This window comes from Pseudomonas agarici (assembly GCF_900109755.1).
GTDB classification, from domain to species: Bacteria; Pseudomonadota; Gammaproteobacteria; order Pseudomonadales; family Pseudomonadaceae; genus Aquipseudomonas; species Aquipseudomonas agarici.
In genome coordinates, this window is the sequence record NZ_FOAR01000006.1 from 16518 (window position 1) to 36327 (window position 19810).

The 19810-nt window shown below is 56.6% G+C and carries 15 protein-coding genes and 1 pseudogene; 6 read left to right on the forward strand and 10 right to left on the reverse strand.

Translation table 11 applies throughout. The features are described 5' to 3' along the window. Positions 1 to 24 precede the first annotated feature (24 nt). Entirely contained in the window at positions 25 to 2859 is a 2835-nt protein-coding gene (gene uvrA, locus BMX68_RS07330; RefSeq protein ID WP_017129890.1) for an excinuclease ABC subunit UvrA, read from the reverse strand. Positions 2860 to 3049: 190 nt separating this feature from the next. Between uvrA and BMX68_RS07335 the strand changes: the two genes are divergently transcribed. Then, positions 3050 to 4447, forward strand: coding sequence for an MFS transporter (locus tag BMX68_RS07335; protein ID WP_017129891.1), 1398 nt, complete (start codon positions 3050 to 3052; stop codon positions 4445 to 4447). A 9-nt stretch (positions 4448 to 4456) separates the two neighbouring features. Continuing rightward, complete coding sequence (locus BMX68_RS07340) at positions 4457 to 4984, forward strand: single-stranded DNA-binding protein (protein WP_017129892.1); 528 nt, start codon at positions 4457 to 4459, stop codon at positions 4982 to 4984. A gap of 112 nt (positions 4985 to 5096) precedes the next feature. Here BMX68_RS07340 and BMX68_RS07345 read toward each other — a convergent pair whose 3' ends face one another. Both BMX68_RS07345 and BMX68_RS07350 read right to left on the reverse strand, forming a co-directional pair. After that, positions 5097 to 5372, reverse strand: coding sequence for a DUF3077 domain-containing protein (locus tag BMX68_RS07345; protein WP_017129893.1), 276 nt, complete (start codon positions 5370 to 5372; stop codon positions 5097 to 5099). A 240-nt stretch (positions 5373 to 5612) separates the two neighbouring features. Next, positions 5613 to 6101 carry an Hcp family type VI secretion system effector gene (locus tag BMX68_RS07350; protein WP_026012960.1) on the reverse strand — a complete coding sequence of 163 codons (489 nt, stop codon included), beginning with the start codon at positions 6099 to 6101 and terminating at the stop codon, positions 5613 to 5615. 191 nt (positions 6102 to 6292) lie between these two features. Between BMX68_RS07350 and ssp4 the strand changes: the two are divergent. Together ssp4 and BMX68_RS07360 are read left to right on the forward strand one after the other, a co-directional pair. Beyond that, positions 6293 to 7206 (forward strand): annotated as a pseudogene (gene ssp4 / locus BMX68_RS07355) (Ssp4 family T6SS effector). Then, positions 7203 to 7658 (forward strand): hypothetical protein, encoded by a 456-nt coding sequence (locus tag BMX68_RS07360; RefSeq protein WP_017129897.1) that lies wholly within the window; start codon positions 7203 to 7205, stop codon positions 7656 to 7658. Before ssp4 ends, BMX68_RS07360 begins: the two are co-directional and overlap by 4 nt. A 173-nt stretch (positions 7659 to 7831) precedes the next feature. On the opposite strand, the gene BMX68_RS25355 is transcribed toward BMX68_RS07360, so the two are convergent. The 5 genes from BMX68_RS25355 to BMX68_RS07380 form a co-directional block, all read right to left on the reverse strand. After that, on the reverse strand, positions 7832 to 8953 hold the full coding sequence (locus BMX68_RS25355; RefSeq protein WP_143063252.1) for a M29 family metallopeptidase: 1122 nt from the start codon (positions 8951 to 8953) through the stop codon (positions 7832 to 7834). A gap of 80 nt (positions 8954 to 9033) precedes the next feature. After that, positions 9034 to 9228 carry a hypothetical protein gene (locus tag BMX68_RS07365; protein WP_017129900.1) on the reverse strand — a complete coding sequence of 65 codons (195 nt, stop codon included), beginning with the start codon at positions 9226 to 9228 and terminating at the stop codon, positions 9034 to 9036. A gap of 336 nt (positions 9229 to 9564) precedes the next feature. Beyond that, positions 9565 to 9960 (reverse strand): cupin domain-containing protein, encoded by a 396-nt coding sequence (locus BMX68_RS07370; protein ID WP_017129901.1) that lies wholly within the window; start codon positions 9958 to 9960, stop codon positions 9565 to 9567. A gap of 83 nt (positions 9961 to 10043) precedes the next feature. Next, positions 10044 to 11108 carry a 4-hydroxy-2-oxovalerate aldolase gene (gene dmpG / locus BMX68_RS07375; protein ID WP_086009287.1) on the reverse strand — a complete coding sequence of 355 codons (1065 nt, stop codon included), beginning with the start codon at positions 11106 to 11108 and terminating at the stop codon, positions 10044 to 10046. After that, positions 11092 to 11970, reverse strand: coding sequence for an acetaldehyde dehydrogenase (acetylating) (locus BMX68_RS07380; RefSeq protein ID WP_017129903.1), 879 nt, complete (start codon positions 11968 to 11970; stop codon positions 11092 to 11094). Before BMX68_RS07380 ends, dmpG begins: the two co-directional genes overlap by 17 nt. Before the next feature lie 398 nt (positions 11971 to 12368). Between BMX68_RS07380 and BMX68_RS07385 the strand changes: the two genes are divergently transcribed. Continuing rightward, positions 12369 to 13238, forward strand: a complete 870-nt coding sequence (locus BMX68_RS07385; RefSeq protein ID WP_017129904.1) for a helix-turn-helix transcriptional regulator — start codon at positions 12369 to 12371, stop codon at positions 13236 to 13238. 94 nt (positions 13239 to 13332) lie between these two features. Here the strand turns inward: BMX68_RS07385 and BMX68_RS07390 are convergent, their stop codons facing one another. Together BMX68_RS07390 and BMX68_RS07395 are read right to left on the reverse strand one after the other, a co-directional pair. After that, on the reverse strand, positions 13333 to 14196 hold the full coding sequence (locus BMX68_RS07390; protein ID WP_017129905.1) for a hypothetical protein: 864 nt from the start codon (positions 14194 to 14196) through the stop codon (positions 13333 to 13335). 89 nt (positions 14197 to 14285) lie between these two features. Beyond that, entirely contained in the window at positions 14286 to 16175 is a 1890-nt protein-coding gene (locus BMX68_RS07395; RefSeq protein WP_074861992.1) for an MAC/perforin domain-containing protein, read from the reverse strand. 283 nt (positions 16176 to 16458) lie between these two features. Here BMX68_RS07395 and BMX68_RS07400 point away from each other — a divergent pair, with 283 nt between their 5' ends. After that, positions 16459 to 19791, forward strand: a complete 3333-nt coding sequence (locus BMX68_RS07400; RefSeq protein WP_026012963.1) for an ATP-binding protein — start codon at positions 16459 to 16461, stop codon at positions 19789 to 19791. The last annotated feature ends 19 nt before the right edge of the window (positions 19792 to 19810 follow it).

The following is a 19810-nucleotide window of genomic DNA, read 5'->3' on the forward strand; positions in this document are numbered from 1 at the left end:
GTGGGGCTTTTTGTTAGTCGCGGTTTACGCCCGGTCGCGAAGCAACAACGGTTTGAGATAGTGGCCGGTGTATGACTGCGGCATTTGCGCTACCTGCTCCGGAGTCCCCACCGCGATGATCTGGCCACCTTTTGAGCCGCCTTCGGGACCCAGGTCCACCAGCCAATCGGCGGTCTTGATCACATCCAGGTTGTGCTCGATTACCACCACGGTATTGCCATGGTCGCGCAGGCGGTGAAGTACATCTAGGAGTTGCTGGATATCCGCGAAGTGCAGGCCGGTGGTCGGCTCGTCGAGGATATACAGCGTCTTGCCGGTGTCGCGCTTGGACAGCTCGCGTGACAGCTTGACCCGCTGCGCTTCACCACCGGATAGGGTTGTCGCCGACTGACCCAGCTTGATGTACGACAGGCCAACATCCTTCAACGTCTGCAGCTTGCGCGCCAGGGCGGGCACGGCGTCGAAGAACTCACGCGCCTCCTCGATGGTCATCTCCAGCACCTCGTGGATGCTCTTGCCCTTGTACTTGATTTCCAGGGTCTCGCGGTTGTAGCGCTTGCTCTTGCAGACATCGCAGGGGACGTAGATGTCCGGCAGGAAGTGCATCTCTACCTTGATCAGACCATCGCCCTGGCAGGCTTCACAGCGCCCGCCCTTGACATTGAACGAAAAGCGCCCCGGCCCATAGCCTCGGGAGCGGGATTCCGGTACCCCGGCGAACAACTCGCGAATAGGTGTGAACAGGCCGGTATAGGTCGCGGGGTTCGAACGCGGGGTGCGCCCGATGGGGCTTTGATCGATATCCACCACCTTGTCCAGGTGCTGCAGGCCGTTGATGCTGTCGTGAGCCGCGGCTTCCAGTGTCGTCGCACCATTGAGGGCGGTGGCACTGAGGGGAAACAGGGTGTTGTTGATCAGCGTCGACTTGCCCGAGCCGGACACACCAGTCACGCAGGTCAGCAGGCCGATCGGAATCTCCAGGTCGACATTGCGCAGGTTATTGCCGCGGGCGCCCTTGACGGTCAGCGACAGCTTTTTGTTGCGTGGCGTGCGTTTGGCTGGGATCGCGATCTTCATCCGGCCCGACAGGTACTTGCCTGTCAGGGAATCAGGATGTGCCATGACTTCGGCTGCCGTGCCCTGGGCGACGATATGTCCGCCATGGACACCGGCGCCCGGGCCGATATCCACCACGTAATCAGCCAGACGAATGGCGTCCTCATCGTGTTCGACGACGATCACCGTGTTGCCGATATCACGCAGGTGCTTCAGGGTGCCCAGCAGGCGGTCGTTGTCGCGCTGATGGAGGCCGATGGACGGCTCGTCGAGGATGTACATCACCCCGACCAGGCCGGCGCCGATCTGGCTGGCCAGACGAATGCGCTGGGCTTCGCCGCCGGACAGGGTGTCGGCGCTGCGGTCGAGGGTCAAGTAATCGAGGCCGACGTTGACCAGGAATTGCAGGCGCTCGCGAATTTCCTTAAGGATCTTCTCGGCAATTTCCCCGCGCCGTCCGGTCAGTTTAAGCGTGCCGAAGTAGTCGGTGGCATCGCCGATCGGCAAGTTGGTCACGGCGGGCAGGGTCTTCTCCCCGACCCACACATGCCGGGCCTCGCGACGCAGGCGAGTGCCGCGGCAATCCGGGCACGGCTGGGTGCTGAGGAGCTTGGCCAGCTCCTCGCGCACGGTGGCCGATTCGGTTTCACGGTAGCGCCGCTCCAGGTTTGGCACGATGCCTTCGAACGGGTGCGAACGCTTGACGATGTCGCCTCGGTCGTTAAGGTACTTGAAGTCGACGTTCTGGCTGCCGCTGCCTTGCAGCAGCAGCTTTTGCTGGTCCGCCGGCAACGTGTTGAATGGCACCTCCAGGCCGAAGCCGTAGTGGGACGCCAGCGACCCGAGCATCTGGAAGTAATAGACATTGCGCCGGTCCCAGCCGCGTATCGCGCCTTCGGCCAGGGTCAGTTCGCCATTGACCAGGCGTTTGATGTCGAAGAACTGCTTTACCCCCAGGCCATCACACGTCGGGCAGGCCCCGGCCGGGTTGTTGAAGGAGAACAGCTTGGGTTCCAGCTCGCTGATGGCGTGGCCGCAGATCGGGCAGGCGAAGCGCGCGGAGAAAATCATTTCCTCGCCCGGCTCGTCGTCCATCGGTGCCACCAGCGCGATGCCGTCCGCCAGCTTCAGCGCGGTCTCGAAGGATTCGGCCAGGCGTTGTTGCAGATCGCCGCGAACCTTGAAGCGGTCCACCACCACATCGATGGAGTGCTTCTTCTGTTTATCGAGCTTGGGCACTTCATCCAGCTCGCAGAGCCGGCCATTGACCCGCGCCCGGACAAAGCCCTGGGCTCGCAATTCCTCGAACACCGACAGGTGTTCGCCCTTGCGTTCGCGGACCACGGGTGCCAACAGCATCAGCTTGGCGCCTTCGGGCTGAGCCAGGACCAGATCGACCATCTGGCTGACGGTCTGCGCCTCCAGCGGGATATCGTGGTCCGGACAGCGCGGCATACCCACGCGGGCATACAGCAGACGCAGGTAGTCGTAGATCTCGGTGATGGTACCGACCGTCGAACGTGGGTTGTGCGAGGTCGATTTCTGCTCGATGGAAATGGCCGGCGAGAGGCCTTCGATGGTATCGACGTCGGGCTTTTCCATCATCGACAGAAATTGTCGGGCGTAGGCCGACAGCGATTCTACGTAGCGGCGCTGGCCTTCGGCATACAAGGTATCGAATGCCAGGGAAGACTTGCCGGACCCGGATAGACCGGTAATCACGATCAGTTTGTCCCGGGGCAGGGTCAGGTCGATATTTTTCAAGTTGTGGGTTCGAGCCCCACGAATCAGGATCTTGTCCAAGGTTGCCTCGCGCGGCAGGCGGTAAACGCAGGAGTATAAGGCTAAATACTGGATGGATGCACACTGTCGCCGCACAGTATTACAGACTTGCATGACAAGATGCCGAACGAGTTCACGACAAAGCGTCGTCCTATACCCCCTCAAACGATGGGACTGATAGAATCGCTGCCGGTTCACACGAGGTTTTTCCATGCACGATCCCCACAGCGAACGCATGAGTGGCGGCGAGACCCGCGCGGCAAGTGGTCTGGCCCTGGTGTTCGCGTTTCGCATGCTCGGTATGTTCATGGTCTTGCCGGTCCTGGCGACTTACGGGATGGATCTGGCCGGAGCGACACCGGCACTGATCGGCTTGGCCATCGGCGCCTATGGGTTGACCCAGGCATTGTTCCAGATTCCGTTCGGGATCATTTCCGACCGTATCGGCCGACGCCCGGTGATCTATCTGGGACTGATCGTGTTTGCCCTCGGCAGCGTGTTGGCGGCCAACGCCGACTCGATCTGGGGGGTGATCGCCGGTCGGGTCCTGCAAGGTGCCGGAGCGATTTCCGCAGCGGTCATGGCCTTGCTCTCGGACCTCACCCGCGAACAGCACCGGACCAAGGCCATGGCCATGATTGGTATGACCATCGGTTTGTCGTTTGCCGTGGCGATGGTCGTCGGCCCCTTGCTGACCCGTGTCTTCGGCCTGTCGGGGCTGTTCCTGGCGACCGGCGGGATGGCGCTGGTGGGTATCCTGATCGTCGCCTTCATGGTGCCCAAGTCCACCGGACCGTTGCAGCATCGCGAGTCCGGGGTGGCGCGCCAGGCGTTGATCCCGACGCTCAAGCACCCGGACCTGCTGCGCCTGGACCTGGGGATCTTCGTATTGCACGCGATGCTGATGTCGAGCTTCGTCGCTTTGCCGCTGGCGTTGGTTGAAAAGGCCGGCCTGCCCAAAGAGCAACACTGGTGGGTGTACCTGACCGCCTTACTGATTTCTTTCTTCGCCATGATCCCCTTCATCATCTACGGCGAGAAGAAACGCAAAATGAAACGAGTTTTACTCGGCGCCGTGACGACTTTGATGGTCACTGAGCTATTCTTCTGGGAGTTCGGCGACAGTTTGCGGGCCCTGGTAATCGGTACGGTGGTGTTCTTCATCGCCTTCAACCTGCTGGAAGCTTCGCTGCCGTCGCTGATCAGCAAGGTTTCACCGGCTGGCGGCAAGGGCACGGCGATGGGGGTGTACTCCACCAGCCAGTTCCTTGGCTCGGCACTCGGCGGTATCCTGGGTGGCTGGATGTTCCAGCATGGCGGCTTGTCGGCAGTATTCCTTGGGTGTGCCGCTCTGGCTGCCCTCTGGCTGGCCTTTGCTGTTACCATGCGTGAACCTCCCTATGTGACGAGCCTGCGTTTGCCGTTATCGCCCGAGGCGATCCGCGAAGCCGGTCTGGTCGAGCGCTTGTTGGCCGTCGTAGGGGTAACAGATGCAGTGGTGGTGGTCGAAGAGGCCGCCATTTACATCAAATTAGACACCGAATTGTTGGATCGCACGACCCTTGAGCGCCTGGTCAATGAGCCAGTGGCGCAAACGTGCGAAGCCTAGGAGAATGTTATGGCCCGTGGGGTTAACAAAGTCATATTGGTCGGCACTTGCGGCCAGGATCCCGAAGTTCGCTACCTGCCCAACGGTAACGCCGTGACCAACCTGAGTCTGGCGACCAGCGAACAATGGACCGACAAGCAGACCGGTCAGAAAGTCGAAAAAACCGAATGGCACCGCGTATCGATGTTCGGTAAGGTCGCCGAGATTGCCGGTGAGTACCTGCGCAAGGGTTCGCAGGTCTACATCGAAGGCAAGCTGCAAACCCGCGAGTGGGAAAAAGACGGCATCAAACGCTACACCACCGAGATTATCGTCGACATGCAGGGCACCATGCAGCTGCTGGGCGGCCGTCCGCAACAGGGCGACCAACAAGGTGGTGGCAGCTACGATCAGTCCGCGCCACGCCAGCAAGCCCCTCGCCAACAGGCGCCGCGCCCGCAGCAGTCGGCCCCACAGCAATCGCGTCCGGCTCCCCAGCAGACCGCACCGCAGCCGGCTCCGGATTTCGACAGCTTTGATGATGATATTCCGTTCTAGGACGATTCTTTCGTCGCTTGAAAGCAGATAAACCTGCAGATGATCTCTGCGGGTTTGTTGTTTATGGAGTCGATATTTCTGTGTCCTGCAACGGGGGCCGCAATGAGAGGCGTTATGGGTCGGGAGTCAGAAAGCGCTGAGAAATATCGTCAACAATAGCTTTGCTCATCTCACACAGGTAATGCGAAGCCCATGCCTGTCTCTTGGCTTCCGGCTCCATCGCCGCATCCGGTGCAAGATGTTTTGCGCAGTACAGCAGGTTGGATGCCTGCTCAAGCGCCTGTACCAATGGCACGCCAGCATTGACCCGAAACAGCGGTAGATCATCTGCACCGCAACCACCAAAGGTAACGATCTCAAGGGTTTTGACCTCAGTGTGATCAGTCATAGCGCATCCCGCTCGCGTACTCACAAGTGGCATTTTTATGAGACGTATTGAACGCTGAGGTAGGGGAGGTATTGAACGTATGCATGATTGGCTCCCGTATCTGGATGATAGCTGCCACGTTCGTTACCAAGCGAATGGGTGGCAGCTGTGCGCAGGTTGGTAACCGGAGATACAGGGGCCGAGGCTCTCCAACGCACAGCCGTCATTGCACGAAAACGGCCTGTTTCTGGAAAAAGAGCTTCAGATTTTCACATTCTCACGAATATTCCAACCGTACTTGATGATTCCGCCGTCCTTGCCGCCGTCGGCGTTTTGGGGTTGGTAGCTAACCTCGACTCTGGCGAAGTTGAGAGAGATGACCTCGTGCAAAATATCATCTGCTGGTTCGCCTTCGGTAGAGTAACTCGACACCATCACTTCCTTGAGCTTGAAGACTACATACTCCAGCGGGTTGCTGCCGCTCGCCTTGCGTACCGAGAGAGTAGCTTCGGGGTAGTGCTTGCCCGACGAGCAGGCGGCCATCAGGTTGGGCGAGGATCTATCCATGAACTTGCCGATGCTTAGGTTGCCTATGCTGACTTTACCGGCACCGCCGCCACTGCCGGTGTGCATGGTGCCGGACTGACTCATGGTCCAGCGTAGGGTGTTTATATCGATTTCATCCTTGTGCTGCTGGTCTCGGGACTCGCCCTTGATATCCCCCAGTTTTAAAAACATATCGCTTGTCATATAACTTACCTATCGTTGATATCCGCCGAAAGTGGCGCCGGAATGAACTTTGTTATCAACGAGGTGGTAGCGACAAGATGTTGAGACTTGAACGGGATCTATCTCATTTATATTGCCGATGTGTCCTACATTTTATCTTGGGTTGGCTGCCTATGCTCCTACTTTTCTGAGGATGTCAGGGAGTGGTAGCAATGATTTCCGAGTTATTGAAGAGCGGCGTGCCCAGTGCTCACCGCAATACCCGCCAGCGGGTAGAGAGTCAGATGAATGTGCGGCGCCTGTTTCAGGTCATTGATGCCGACCCAGCGATAGTCGGTGCTGGTGTGGTGTAATCGAAAGTGATTTTTCCGTGGTGACGCTGCGTGATTTTCAGCCGATTTGCAGTATTGCGCCGAAGAAGATCGTTTTGCGTGAGGCTCCACGATACGTTGCTCCGATTGAGTTTATGCGGGAGTTGCAGGCACAACCTCGGGAATCGCGCTTGGTAATGGAGGCCGTGAATACGGCGTTGGCTTGTACGGGAGCGGTGATTGGTTGGATGGTGGTTTCTAGCGGAACTGTAGCGATACCTTTCACTGCGGGTGCCAGCTCGCTAGTGGCTGCAGTTGGCTATGCCGCCGCAGCGGCTAGTAGCGTGCAGTGCTTGGTTGGAGGGCGCCGCATACGCAATGAAATCAACGATCCCCAAAGGAATGATTGGCTGGATAGCAACGATTGGTATCGATATACCATGATCGCTTTGGATGCCGTGTCGCTTGCTGGTGTCGGTACGGCGTCGTTGGCCACCGTCAGATTGATGGGCGTGACTAAGGCTGCTACCGGTAAAAGCACGCAGGAAGTGCTCAGGGGGCTTTCTCGCCAAGAGCGTGCGAAGCTGACGAGAGAGCTGTTAAGCCTCCAGCATCCAGGATTGACATCAAAAATGATCAAGCTCAAGCAGTTGTCTGGTGAGTTCTCCAAGCGGTTTACACCGACGCAAATTCAACGTGCAACGATTACTCAGATAGTCGATGCAGTTGGCGCATCTGTCAGTTTGACGGGTAGTGCACTTTCAGGAAATGTGAAGTCCGTTGCGATTGGGTTGTACGAGGAGTTCGAATCATGATTGTTTTGATGGATTTTCGTCGATTTCTGGTTTTTTATTTTCCTGTGTTTATTGGCGTTTTTTTGGCGGCTATTGCATCTGTTTTATTTTCCATCTCCTTGATAACGGATAACTTTTATCAAGAGGACACTGGTGTATACATATTACTAATAGAAAGCCTGTTTGCATTGATCATCGTACACAGCCATTTCATGGTCTTGCGCGGGAGGCCTCAATGGGTTTGGGGTATCGTCGGTGTGCTGGTGATCTGCCTGTTGAGTCCACTGTCAGCAGCCCACTATATGGCTGATCAACTCACCTGGTTTCTCGCGGTGTTGTTTCCGCTGCTGGGCCTGTTTGTACTCAACAGCAAGCGTCATAGAAAAATGCGCTGCAAGATGGCTCAAGTCCGACGCCATCGTGAGGTCGTGATCAAAGCCCTGAAAGGCCGTCAAAAATTTAGCCCCCACTGAGAGAGTCATTGTCCTACTGCATTTCCTCTTCCTGGTCCCCGAGCAGCCTCTGCGTAATCTCCTCGATGTAGCCAAAAACTTCTTTCTGAACCGAATATTTATACTGCTTGCGGCGATGTTTCGAGAGTGTGCCATGTTGCGTCAGGCACATCAGAGAAATCATCACATGACTATCAAAGCGTTTTACAGCTTACGTGACTCTTAGAGTTGGTTCCGCAGCAGCTCCGGGTGCCGGATTCTGATACGGGAAATACGTCCTGGCTTCTAAAATGATGTTCGTCAACAACGGAAAGAAGTTCAAAGTTTTGCAGGTTGATTGCTAAACCGTTTTCGCAATTTATTGTTCCGTCTGCGCAGATAAGATCCAGGTGATGCCCGCAATTATATGATACGTTTGCTTCCTGATTATGCTGTCCAAATCCAATATGGACGCCGCAGCGCCGCTCATCCAAATGACTGTTTGTTCCGGTTGGGTAAAGAGCGCCAGGGTTCGTCCCTATGCCCAGTTCTCCAACATTTCTAGCTAAGTTTTCCTCGAAATACTCGTTCAGAAACAATTGAGTGTCGAGATTTTCGCAATACCAGCTCTTAGCTACCGAATTTTCAATGATTATTTTAACCGGAGTTGTATTTAAATTGGTTGGAAACTCAATCGGGCTGTTAACGTGTAGAGCATAGTTTGCGATCAAAACCCCGTTGACGTTTGCTGGGTAAGTTGCAATCTCTCCCGCTGGAAGGATTACGATTTTCTCATCATCGATTAATCCACTATTGCAAATCCAGTCAAATTTTGTGTTATCCAGAGTGACCTCCAATCTCGTTCCTGACTCTGTTTGTATTGATATATTTTTTTCTTTTACTAAGTGTGAAAGTAGAGTCAGGTTTTTCTTGTGCAAGAGGCTGGCCGGTGAGTATGGTACGGATTCAAAAAAGAAGTGATTTCCTCCCATGATTTGTATACATACATTATTTGAAGTGGCGAAATCATCAAGTGAGCGCCTTATAGTCGTTGTGTGCGAAAGTGTGCTTTCTTCCAGCGTAATAACAACATATTTACCGCCGAAGGACGGAGGTTTCGCTTGGCTTTGTTTTAATCGCACCGGAAAATCATGATCTATGATTTCCTTGAAAGGGACTTGTGTGTTAGTTATTTTACGCTCGTCGAGGGCAACGGAAAGCCATGCAGCGCTTTCGGTACAATGGCTAGAAAATGCGATGGTTACACTATCATTTTTATCAAGTGAAAGGTCCCTGTCAATAAAGGTTTGAATGCCGCTCCATGTTTTTTCGTTCATAGGTATGTATTCCTTACACGGGCCCCCCCCCTCGCTGTGGCAAGCATAAGGGGAGGCTAACATGCGGTGGCGATATTGAGTCAGTTTTTATTGTAGTAACCGGCTACTCTCCAGGAAGTAACATCATCCCCTCCGCCAACGCCACTAAAAATATCATCGTCTGCCTTCAATTCTTTCCCCTTAAGCTCGTCCAGGCGTTTTTTCAGTAGCTCTACATGCGCGTGCGTCAGGGTGTAAGAAGTTTGACTTTTATCATCGGAATTATTGTTGCCCATGATTTCACCTCATTATGTGGTTATGTGGTTTTACAATCGAAGCAAGACGTACAAGTACACACTTAAACGTTTTCTCGCCCACGAAGACTAGAAGAGCATTTTCACTCGTCAATGTAGGCGTAGCTACCGCTCGTCGATTACACTCCTGTTCTTGCCGATAAGGATTGGTCTATGAAATGTAGCTGGCGACGGAGACATGTTTTTTTATAAGCTGTCTATCGATAGTTGCCTATTGAAACTTAGATCTCTGGTGGAAAATTCCCGCGTAGCGGATCATTAAGCGGATACATCCGTAAAGGGATAGACCGTCGTCGGGACCATCCCCTCATCAACAAGTCAAGGCTCCGTTTGCGTTCGACCCGAGAAGTAATCGTTACCGCTCGCCGTCAACCAGTCCTCACGCAGCGGTGTGAACACGTCCAGATCGATGGCATCTTCCAGACAAAGGGCGCTATGAGGAATATTGGCCGGTATATGCAATACTTCTCCGGCAGCAACAATTACTTCGTTCTCCATATTTACCCCGTAACGAAATAAAACTTTACCGGAAAGAATATAGGTGAACTGTTCGTTGGGATGGCTGTGTAAACCGACAAATGCATCTTTCTTTAAAAAGAGCTTAGCCATCATCAACTGATCGCCGGAAACGATCTGGCGTTCGATGTGCTCATTCAGAACTTCCCTCGGTACGTCGCTCCAACTGCCGAAGCCGTGCTCATTCAATCCAGACATAACAACCTCGCAGGTTTCTTACTCAACGCGTGCTTTTTTTTCGCGCACATTAGCGATGCTCACTCAGGAGCGGAATTTCAGGATCACCCCAGCGCCTCGCTGGCTTTGGTCATCTTGTTGAAACTGTCCTCGGTCGCCAGGCGACTGGCTTCCTCGACGATGACATCTTCCTGACCTGCCACCAGCTTCCTGTCAGCCAATCGCTTGTAGAGTTCGAATTCATTGACTCCAAATTTCCTGGCAGCACGTTGAACGTGTGGCACATAACCGGAGAACAGCCCATATAAGCCACTGGCAATGTTTGAAATCTGTATGTGCGGTGTCGCTGGTTGCAAGCACTTCCCAGCGTCCTCCACCAGTTCGGCTATGCGTTCAAACGAAGTGGCAACCGCGACGCCGCTACGCTGCAGAATGGCCACCAGGGGTTCCAGTTGTGTATTGCCCGCCCCTGCGCCGAACCCTTGGATGCATCCGTCCACAATCGATGCCCCCTCTTCCACGGCCACCAAGGTGTTAGCTACCGCGACACTCAGATTGTTATGCCCATGAAAACCCACTTGAATGTTCAAGTGCTCGGTCAGCAGGCGAACCCTTTCACGGACCATATTCGGGCTGGAGTAGCCGGCGCTGTCCATCATGATCACGGCATCGGCACCGTATCGCTCCATCAATTGTGCCTGCTCGAGTAGTTTCTCAGGGCTCGCCATATGTGCCATCATCAACACACCATAGGCTGTTTTACCCGCCGTCCTGGTTTGTTCTATGAACCGTGCGGTGATGTTGGCCTCCGTGCAATGGCTGGCAACACGCACTACATCCACGCCAATCTCGAGTGCCATGGCGATATCCGCGGACTTACCCAGGCCGGGAATAAAGTGCACCCCCAATAAGCTGCGCACCAGTTGGGCCCGTGCAGCTTCAAGCATTTCCCGGTCCGACGCCGCCGAGTGCCCCAACAGGCTGGATGAGCCGCCCAGCCCGTTTCCGTGGCCCACTTCCACAATGTCGATGCAGGCTTTTTCGGCGGCAGCGGCATAACCAGAGACTTGATTCACCGTCAGTTGATGGCGTATCGCATGGTTCCCATCTCTTAAAGTGGAATCACTGATAATGACCAATGCGCCGGGCTTTTTATCTAATGGATGCATATTTATGCTCTGCGACAGCAATGGCCGCACAATTGATGATGTCAAGATTGCCTGCATAACTTGGCAAGTAATCGCCACTGCCATGTACTGTCAGGCTGAGCGTGATATATCCGTTATTTTCAATCGGTTGCAGAACCAGTTGATAACCTGGGACATAAGACTGGATTTTTTTGACCATGTCCTCCAACTTTTGCTCAACCACTCTGAAGTCTTTGTAAGTGGCACGTGCATACAAGGTGGTCTGCATGCAAATTCCTGGGTCGGCGGGATTGATATTCAGGATGGCTTTGGTGTGCTGAGCTCCACTGAATTTCGCCAGCGCATATTCAGTGGTTACCAGATATTCATTTATATTTTCACGGGTAGCGATACCAGCACTGCGCGATGAAATGGTGGAAACTACTTCTAGATATTCGATTGCTTCTACGGCTTGGGCCAATGCGTATGCCAGAGGGATACTGGCTTGTCCGCCACAGGTTATCAGGTTTACATTTTGGGTGTTTTCGATGCCTTGCAAATTAATCGATGGAACACATAGCGTGCCCAGCTTGGCCGGGGTTAAATCAATAGCAAAGATGCCATTTTCTTTGAAGAAATCGTTATTCGATACATGTGCTTTGGCGGACGTGGCGTCAAAAACCATATCGAAATGCCGAGTGTTCTCTTTGAGGAAATCAATGCCGTCACTTGAGGTCTCTACGCCAGCATTCTTCGCAACCCTAAGTCCTTCGCTATATTGATTGCGCCCTACTATAAATGCTAGTTGTAGATTCCTGGAGGCCAAGACTTTAAACGTCAGGTCGACACCGATGCTCCCCGATCCGAGTATCGCTACTCTGGCCTGATGTGAGTTCGCGCTCATACTTTATCCGCCGGAAATACCATTTTTCGTCTCCTTGAGTGCTTGGCATGTGCGGCATGCACGTTATTGCCTGACAAAGCTGATAACCGGCCATCATTTTTGTTGCTTGGTATCGATCCAACGATCAAGTCTTCACTTCAGGTCGAGCCTTTACTCAAGCTACCTGACATTCACGCAAAGCGTATTGTACGTTTGTGCGAAATTTCACCTGTCTGATAATTATGAATTTAAAATAAACTATCAATTTTACTAGGGCGTATTCGGTGCTTTTTGAGGCGATGCACAGGCTTTCAGTAACGGGTTGTTTCCCCCGTTGGTGGAGTGCTAGATTCCGCTATCGGCGTTTTTCAATAGTTTAAAAGGATGTTGTTTCTATCGAGATGGCTCAAGGAGGAACAATGTATTCGTTCGCCCATCATAAAGACACAGTGTGCCGAATCACGTGTACCGGCAAAATCGAACGCATTGAAGGATTCTTGTCTACGAATGGTACCAGCCCTCACCGTCATGACACTTACTCGATAGGCCGGACGCTATCGGGGGTTCACAACATTGCGTATCGAGGCGCTATTCGTCACAGCCTTCCGGGCAGCACCTTTGTACTGCATCCCGACGAAGACCACTCCGGCGCCGCCGCTAATGAAGCTGGAGTGATTTATCAGGCTCTTCAAATAGAGCCTGCATTGATCCAACGGGTATTGGGCGGTAAACCACTTCCCTTCGTGCCGGACGGTATTTCCACGGATCCTCGCTTGTTTAGCGCCACCAAAACGCTCTTGCATGCGGTTGATTATCCGCAGGATCCGCTGCAAGAGGACGATGCGCTCTTTGACTTGGCAATGGCTTTGAGTGATGCGCATGGCTTTCCTGCCTCGACACACTCGTATGATTACATCGCGGCGGAACGTGCGAGGGAGTTTATCCACGACGCTATCGATCGCTCCATCACCATTGAAGCGTTGGCTGACAGTGTCGGCCGCGATCGGTGGGCACTGTCGCGAGACTTCAGGGCGCTATTCGGAACCAGCCCCCATCGATATTTGACGATGCGCCGGTTGGATCTGGTTAAAAACAGTCTGGCCAATGGGGAGTCGTTAACAGAAGCGGCCACCAATGCTGGGTTCTTCGACCAGAGTCATATGACCCGTCATTTCACTAAAACCTTCGGCCTGTCACCCTCCCGGTGGTTGAAGTTCCGCGGGGGCTGGACGCCGCAATGGCCATTATCAATGGAGAGGGTTGCCGATAGCTCGGCATTTGGGTCGTAGTGGCCCGCGTTGAGCGCCTTGGCCACGGGCTCTTGAGCTAACCAACTGATCGTGCAGGCCACTAGCAGTTTCGGTGGTTGCACGAATGAGATCTCTATAGCTCAGTGCCATACCCCGGCGGCGGCTCATGTCGGGTTGGCGTTTTCTCCTCGTGGTAGTGCGGCTTGCCGAGCTCGGAGGTCATCAATTCGGGGTTGGCCAGAATGGTTTCGGTTGCCAGGCAATCCTCGCCCTCGTTGAACCGGCAGGCCAGCGCCGAGTTGCGGTTGCCGTGCATATCGACGATCTTCAGTCGCTTCTCGCTGTCCGGCGCTCGCTCGTGCGGTGCCTTGGGAAAGGTCTTGGGCGCGAGCACCAGAGCCTCGCCGGGCTTGACCCACAGGTCCGCCAGGGAAATCTCGCTTACGTAGGGCCGCCAGCGTGCCACGCTGATCACCAGCGGCAGCCGGCTGTAGCGAGCAAAGAACACGTGGGCGAAGTCGTGGTACTCCAGGTCGGTCGGGTTGTAGGTCAGTAGCTCGCGCTGGCGTGCCGGCCCGAGGTAGGGCGATTGGTGACCGGCCCACTCGCCGTAGGTGTACTGTGCCAGGATCAGCCTGTCGTATTCGAAGCGAATGCATTCGCCGCTCTTGAGCAGGGTCATGCCGAAGGCTTGAGCGGTTTCCTCGGTCGCCCACAGCGGCTCGTAGTACACCTCTTTGGCGTGGAAATCGAACTCCTTGATTTCATAGGAACCGGATGCCGTCGGCACCTCGCGGGTTTTCCAACGGATGTCAGTGTATTTTTCCCCCCTTTGCAGTTCGGGCCGGTCGGGCGCTGGCGCGATTCGTCGACCTCGAGCCTCGCGGCTGGGGATCGCCAGGCCCTGGTCGTTGTACAGGAACGGGAACGTGCGGGTGTCGAGCGGCGACTCAGCGCCATCTTCGATAAAGGGAATGCTGTTGAAAAATTGCAACATGGAAAGACCGCTCATGTCGGGGCCTGCAAAGGAGGCCGGTTGTGCAAACGGTCGGTCCGGCAAGCATGCCAGACCGACCGTGACCGCCTTTAGCGATGTGGCTGTTGTTGCTCGCGCAACCAATCCATGCCATGGGGCTCACGCCATGGGCGGACCGCCGCACGTTTCTCCACTTGGGTCAGGCACAGGCTGCGCATATGGTAGTACACCATCAGCAGGTGAAAGACGTCGCCGCCGCGCCGGTCCCAGATCACGTCATCCTCCTGCCGACCCGGCTTGATGGGGTGAAGCCGGCAATCGCCGTGATCGAGCATGCCCTGCAGGCAACTGCCGGTCTCGTAGTTGATCAGCAGGATCGGGTTATTGATTTCCGGATAGGGTTTTTCCAGCTCCGGCATGTACCAGAGTTGTCCGGGATTGCTCGTGTCCGGAGCCTGCATGACCACTCGGGTCTTGTTTTGCGGGTCAACGGCCAGCGCCGGATGATCGCCCGTATTGTTACGTACCCGATAGAGGACGGTTTGTGTGTCTTCGATGGTTTTGCCGGTCTGGACCAGTTTCACCTTGCCGAAGGAGTCATGGGACAGGCGCGCGCTGATCTTTACCCGTGGATTGAGGTCATACCCCGGCTTGCCGAAGCCGGCGATCAGGCCATCGACACCCGGTACTTCCAGGTCGTTGCCCGCCAGCGCATACGTCAGGCCAGCCCCCTGATTGGGCTGCATATGTTTGGCCAGGCTTTCCCAGCGCTTGAGGGTCTTGTCGCTGGCACCGTTGTCCAGTAACGCTTCGCGCATGGCGCGACCCGGATAGTAGCGCGCATCCCGTGGCCAGCGCTCCGTGGCCAGCAACAGCTTGTGCCCACTCTTCTGTTTCAGCAATAGCGCCAGGGCATCCCAGAACTGGTCGAAGGCGTCGGTCGGGGCGTCGGCGGCGGGTGGATAGTGGAAGCTTTCGCTGGTGTTCTTACTTTTGTTGTCGATGAACACGGCACGCAAGGCCGGGCCGTTGGTCGCGGCATTGAGCGAGGACTGGCGGGTGGCGCGGCCGAGAACGATCACCGATTCGGCCCAGTTCGCGTCGATCTCCGCCTTGTAGCTGGTGTACCACTGGTAGGCTTCTTCCAGGGCATTGCGAGTCGAGCCTTCCCTGACGAAGAGAAACACGGGCGCCAGCTTCAGTTCGACGACGCGCGGGCTGTCAGGCAGGGATTTGCTCCACGCGGCGAAATCGGCGCTGTAGTCGCGGGGCGTCAGCGAACTGAAGCTGATGGAGTGAGTGCCGCCGGAGGTGGTTAGCCGGCTGTTGCGATTGGCCAGGTGCCGTTTGACTTCTTCCTTGATCTCGGTCGAGGCCGTGGCGCTGACAAACGCACCGTATTCCGCCTCGACCATCGCCTTGAGGCTGGTCTTGTTACTGAGGTAGCTTTTGGACGCGGTCATGGCATAGTTCAGCGAGCCACCAACGAGTACTTCGTTGACGATATCGGCGCCGAAGTCGACGAAGAAATTAAAAAAGGTCTTGGCGTCAGCCGGATCGAAGGTATGGGGCAGTTCCTTGACGCGGTTCTTGAACACCTCGGTGGCGTTGTCCGGGTTGACCGCCAGGGTCAGTTTCCATAAGCGCACGGTGTGGCTGTAGATGGCGGCTTCGCGTTCTTCGAGTTGGCTGATGTCGCTGCCGAACGTGGCCTTGAAACCGGCGGAGAAGGCGCCGTAGCTGCCCTTGGCCTGGACACTCGACTGAGTGTGCTTTTCATACTCCTCGTGAGACGAAAAGCTTTCCGTGAAATAGTCTTCCTTGCTCATCGGGTCCAGCGTGACGTGCTGGCCAATGCTGTAGGGCTTGTTGTCGTAGGTCACCGTGCGCTTTGCGCTTTCGGTATCCCCGACTTTCTGGCATTCCTTGCTTTCGCTGGCCCAATCCAGTTTGTTCAAACCGCGTCCCAGCAACTGCGAACCACCGATGTCGTTGCTCATCGTCTTTCCCTTCCGTCCAGGTTGTATCAATTGGTTCCAACTGACGAGGCCAGTATCGGAAGAGTGGGACGGGTGAGACAGTCCAGAGTGGTGTCAGTTTGGTATCATTTTAGTATCAACCAATGACCAGACAGTCGATTCATCCAGTGAAGGCTGCCAGGGTGCTGGGGTACACTCGACCGGCTGCCAGGTCATTACGACTTGGCAGTCGCTGATTTCGACATCCGTTTGTGCGTTTATTGGCGTGCCGGTCCTGGCTGACAGGGCGGCCGGGGCTATCGACATGGACTCCATGAACCCTTCGTTTTCCGCCACGAGCAAGCCTGAGTCGGTGATTTCCGACGGCCGCGTTCTGCTCGACGGTACGTTGTTGAAAGGATTGCGCAAACAGCATGGTCTGAGCCAGGAAACCCTCGCCGAGGCCTGCCTGAATCGCCACCTGTGTGTGTCCATCGCCTCCATCAAGCGCGCCGAAACGGGCAAGCCGGTGCTGTATCGCACGGCCCGTCACCTGGCCAGCGCCTTCGACCTCGATGTCAGCGCCTTGCTCGGGCGATCAGGCGCCGCCGCGCTGGGCGAGATCGAGCAGACCCTTAGCGCATTGCACGACAGCGTGCTTGGCGCGCAGGCGGTGGAATATGCGGTCATCCGCTATGTGCTGGAGTTGTGCTTCGCCACGGAGCCGTTAAGCGATAGTCGCGCATCGGCATCGCCGCTGTTGTTTGCCGAGGAAATCGAGCGGTTAATCCGCCAGTTCGGTGGGGTGCCGGTCGCTGGCGCGTCGGGGCTGGTCATCGCCCACTTCGGTTCGCCACAGGCGTATCGCAGTGACAGCGAGCGGGCTTTGCTCTGCGCCCTGGCCTTGAGCCGTGAGCAGTTCGTGCCGGCGGGATATGGAATTGCCGTGCGATTGGTTCGCGAGAGTCGCGATGTCGAGGTGATACCTGCCGAGGCGCTCGCTCTGATTCATCAGGCGTTTCCCGTGCAGCATGGCAATGCCCCGGTGTATGTCGCGCACAACCTGGTGGAGCAACTGTCCCTGCGGTTCGAGTTTGCAGCGGCTGAGGCGGTGCTTCCCACCTATCGCAAATGCCAGCGTCTGCGCCGTTTTGATGAGCATGCGCTGCGGCCCCTGGTGGGCCGGGCAATAGAAATACTACAGTTCAAAGGAGTGATCGAGGCTACCCAAGAATTCCAGGACGGCCATGTGGTCTACCTGCGTGGCATGGCTGGCATCGGCAAGACGCGGCTGGTCAGCGAGTTTTTCGAGATGGCGCGCCAGGGCGGTTTCGCCTGCCATCGTGGCGATGTGTTGGATTTTGGCATGGACCATGGCCTCTGGCCCCTCGGCCAACTGGCCTGCAGCCTACTGGCGCCAGGGGGCTCCGCGCCCATGAGCGGGCCGGTACTGGAAGCGGCAGCAATGGGTTTGAAGTTGTCTGCGGAGTCGTTGATGTTCCTGCAGATGCTGACCGGCGTGCATCCGGCTGGCGAGTCGTTCAAGGCGCAATTGGCACTGTATGCGGCGATGAGCAATGAGGCGCGGAGACAAGGTCTGTTCAATGCGTTGCTGCAGCTGCTGCTGCGGATCGCGGTACGGCAACCTTTGCTGATTGCCATTGAAGACCTGCACTGGGGTGATACAACGCTCTTCGCCCTGCTCGGCAAGCTACTTAACGATACCGACGAGGCCCCGATCGTCTGGCTGTTGACCTCCCGTCCCGAGGGCGACCCGCTGGAAAGCCAGCTACGCTCGCACTGCGCCAACCCCATGAGCCTGCTCGATATCGCACCGATCCGCGCACGAGAGGCGAGCGTGCTGGCGGAGCAGTTTTCCGAGATCGATCCCGGCTATCGTGCCGACTGCGTGGCGCGAGCCCAGGGTAATCCGTTGTACCTCACGCAACTGTTGTCGAGTCAGGAAGGCGTGCTCCCGGACAGCCTGCGGCATTTGGTGCAGACACGGGTGGAGCGGTTTACCCCTGAACAGCGGCGGGCCCTGCATTACGCCGCCGTACTCGGCAATCGCTTCGACCTGGCGCTCTGGCGCGAGGCGCTGGGTAAACCCGACTACGTTCCTGAAGCGCAATGGCGCCAAAGCCTGTTGCGGGAGGTCGAGCCGGGTAGCTATATGTTTGTCCACGACCTGGTCATGCACTGCCTCTACGACGCGATGCCGCAGGCGCTGCGTGAAGCGTTGCACCGTGCGGTGGCGACGCTCTATCGCCAGCGCGACCGGGTATTGCACGCTCAGCATTTGTGGCGGGCCAATGCGCCGGAGGCCTTCGATGCGTTGCTGGCCGCCATGTTCGAGAAGCTACAGGCCTGCCAGTACGACAGTGTCCTTGCCCTGGGAGCGCAGGCGGCCAGTCGGGGCGAGCGGGCAGGGGCCAGTTTCGAGCTGGCCTTGCTCCGCGCCCAGGCGTGTTCTGGCCTGGGACGGACCGTCGAGGCGCGTGACAGTTTCCAGCAGGCACTGACGCTGGCCGTGCGAGACGAAGAACGGATCGAGGCGGCGTTAGGATTGGCCGCGGTGCTGAACACCCTCGATTGCCTGGACGAAGAAGAGCGGCTGATCGAGCAGACACTGCCCCTCGCTCAGGTCTTGCAGGCGCATACGGCACTGGCCCGGTTGTATCACTTGCGCGGCAACATCTATTTCCCGCGTGGCGACTATGTCGAGTGCCGTCGCCTGCACGAAGAGTCGCTGTCCTTTGCCCGCATCGGTCTGCACCTCGAAACCCAGGCCAAGGCACTCAGTGGCATTGGCGACTCCTACTATGCCCAGGGCAGCCTGCAGACCGCCTATGAAGTATTCGATCAGTGTGTACGCTTGTGCGAGCGCCATGAGCTGGTGCAAGTGGAGGCGGGCAATCGCAGTGCGCGGGGCTCGGTACAGTTTTACTTAGGTCATCCGGAACAGGCATTGCGCGATGCCGTTGAGGCCATCGAGAGCAGTCGCAGAATCGGCAACCACCGAGCGGAGGTGTTTTCCCGCCTGACCGCTACTTGGGTGCTGTCGGCCGCCGGTCGCGATGCTGAAGCGGGGCAGGCGTTGTCCGAGGCCCTTGAACAGGCGCGTCATCTCGGCGCCAGTCGTTTTGAGGCGATCCTGCTGGAAGGCATGGCGCGGGTGGCGCTGCGTCAGGGCGAGCGAGACCGGGCGCGGGGTCTGATCATGGCGGCGGTGGAGCGGGTCGAACGCTTTGGCCTGCAACGCTATATCGGCCCGTGGGTCTACGCCAGCCTGGCCTTGATACTCGACGACGAGGCCCTGAAACGTCAGGCGCTGGCGCGGGGCGAGGCGCTGCTTGACCAGGCGTGCCTGGCTCACAATGTCTTGCAGTTCCGGGTAAGCGCCGCCGAAGTCTGCCTGCTGGCGGGTGATATCGAGCAGGCGGTCAACCACGGGCAACAGATGGCGACTCTCTCCGAGTCGGCCTCCTGTGCCTGGATCCGCCACCATGTGCGCTTGATTGGCGCGGCGGCGCATTGGCTGCGCAACGGGGATCGTTCGAGCGTCGAATGCTTGCGTGCTATCCGTCGCGAGGCCGAGCCGCTCGGCTTTGTCGCGACCATGCCCGAACTCGCCAGGATGTTCGATGGCTCATCCTGACCCCCGGCTTTGGCTCACC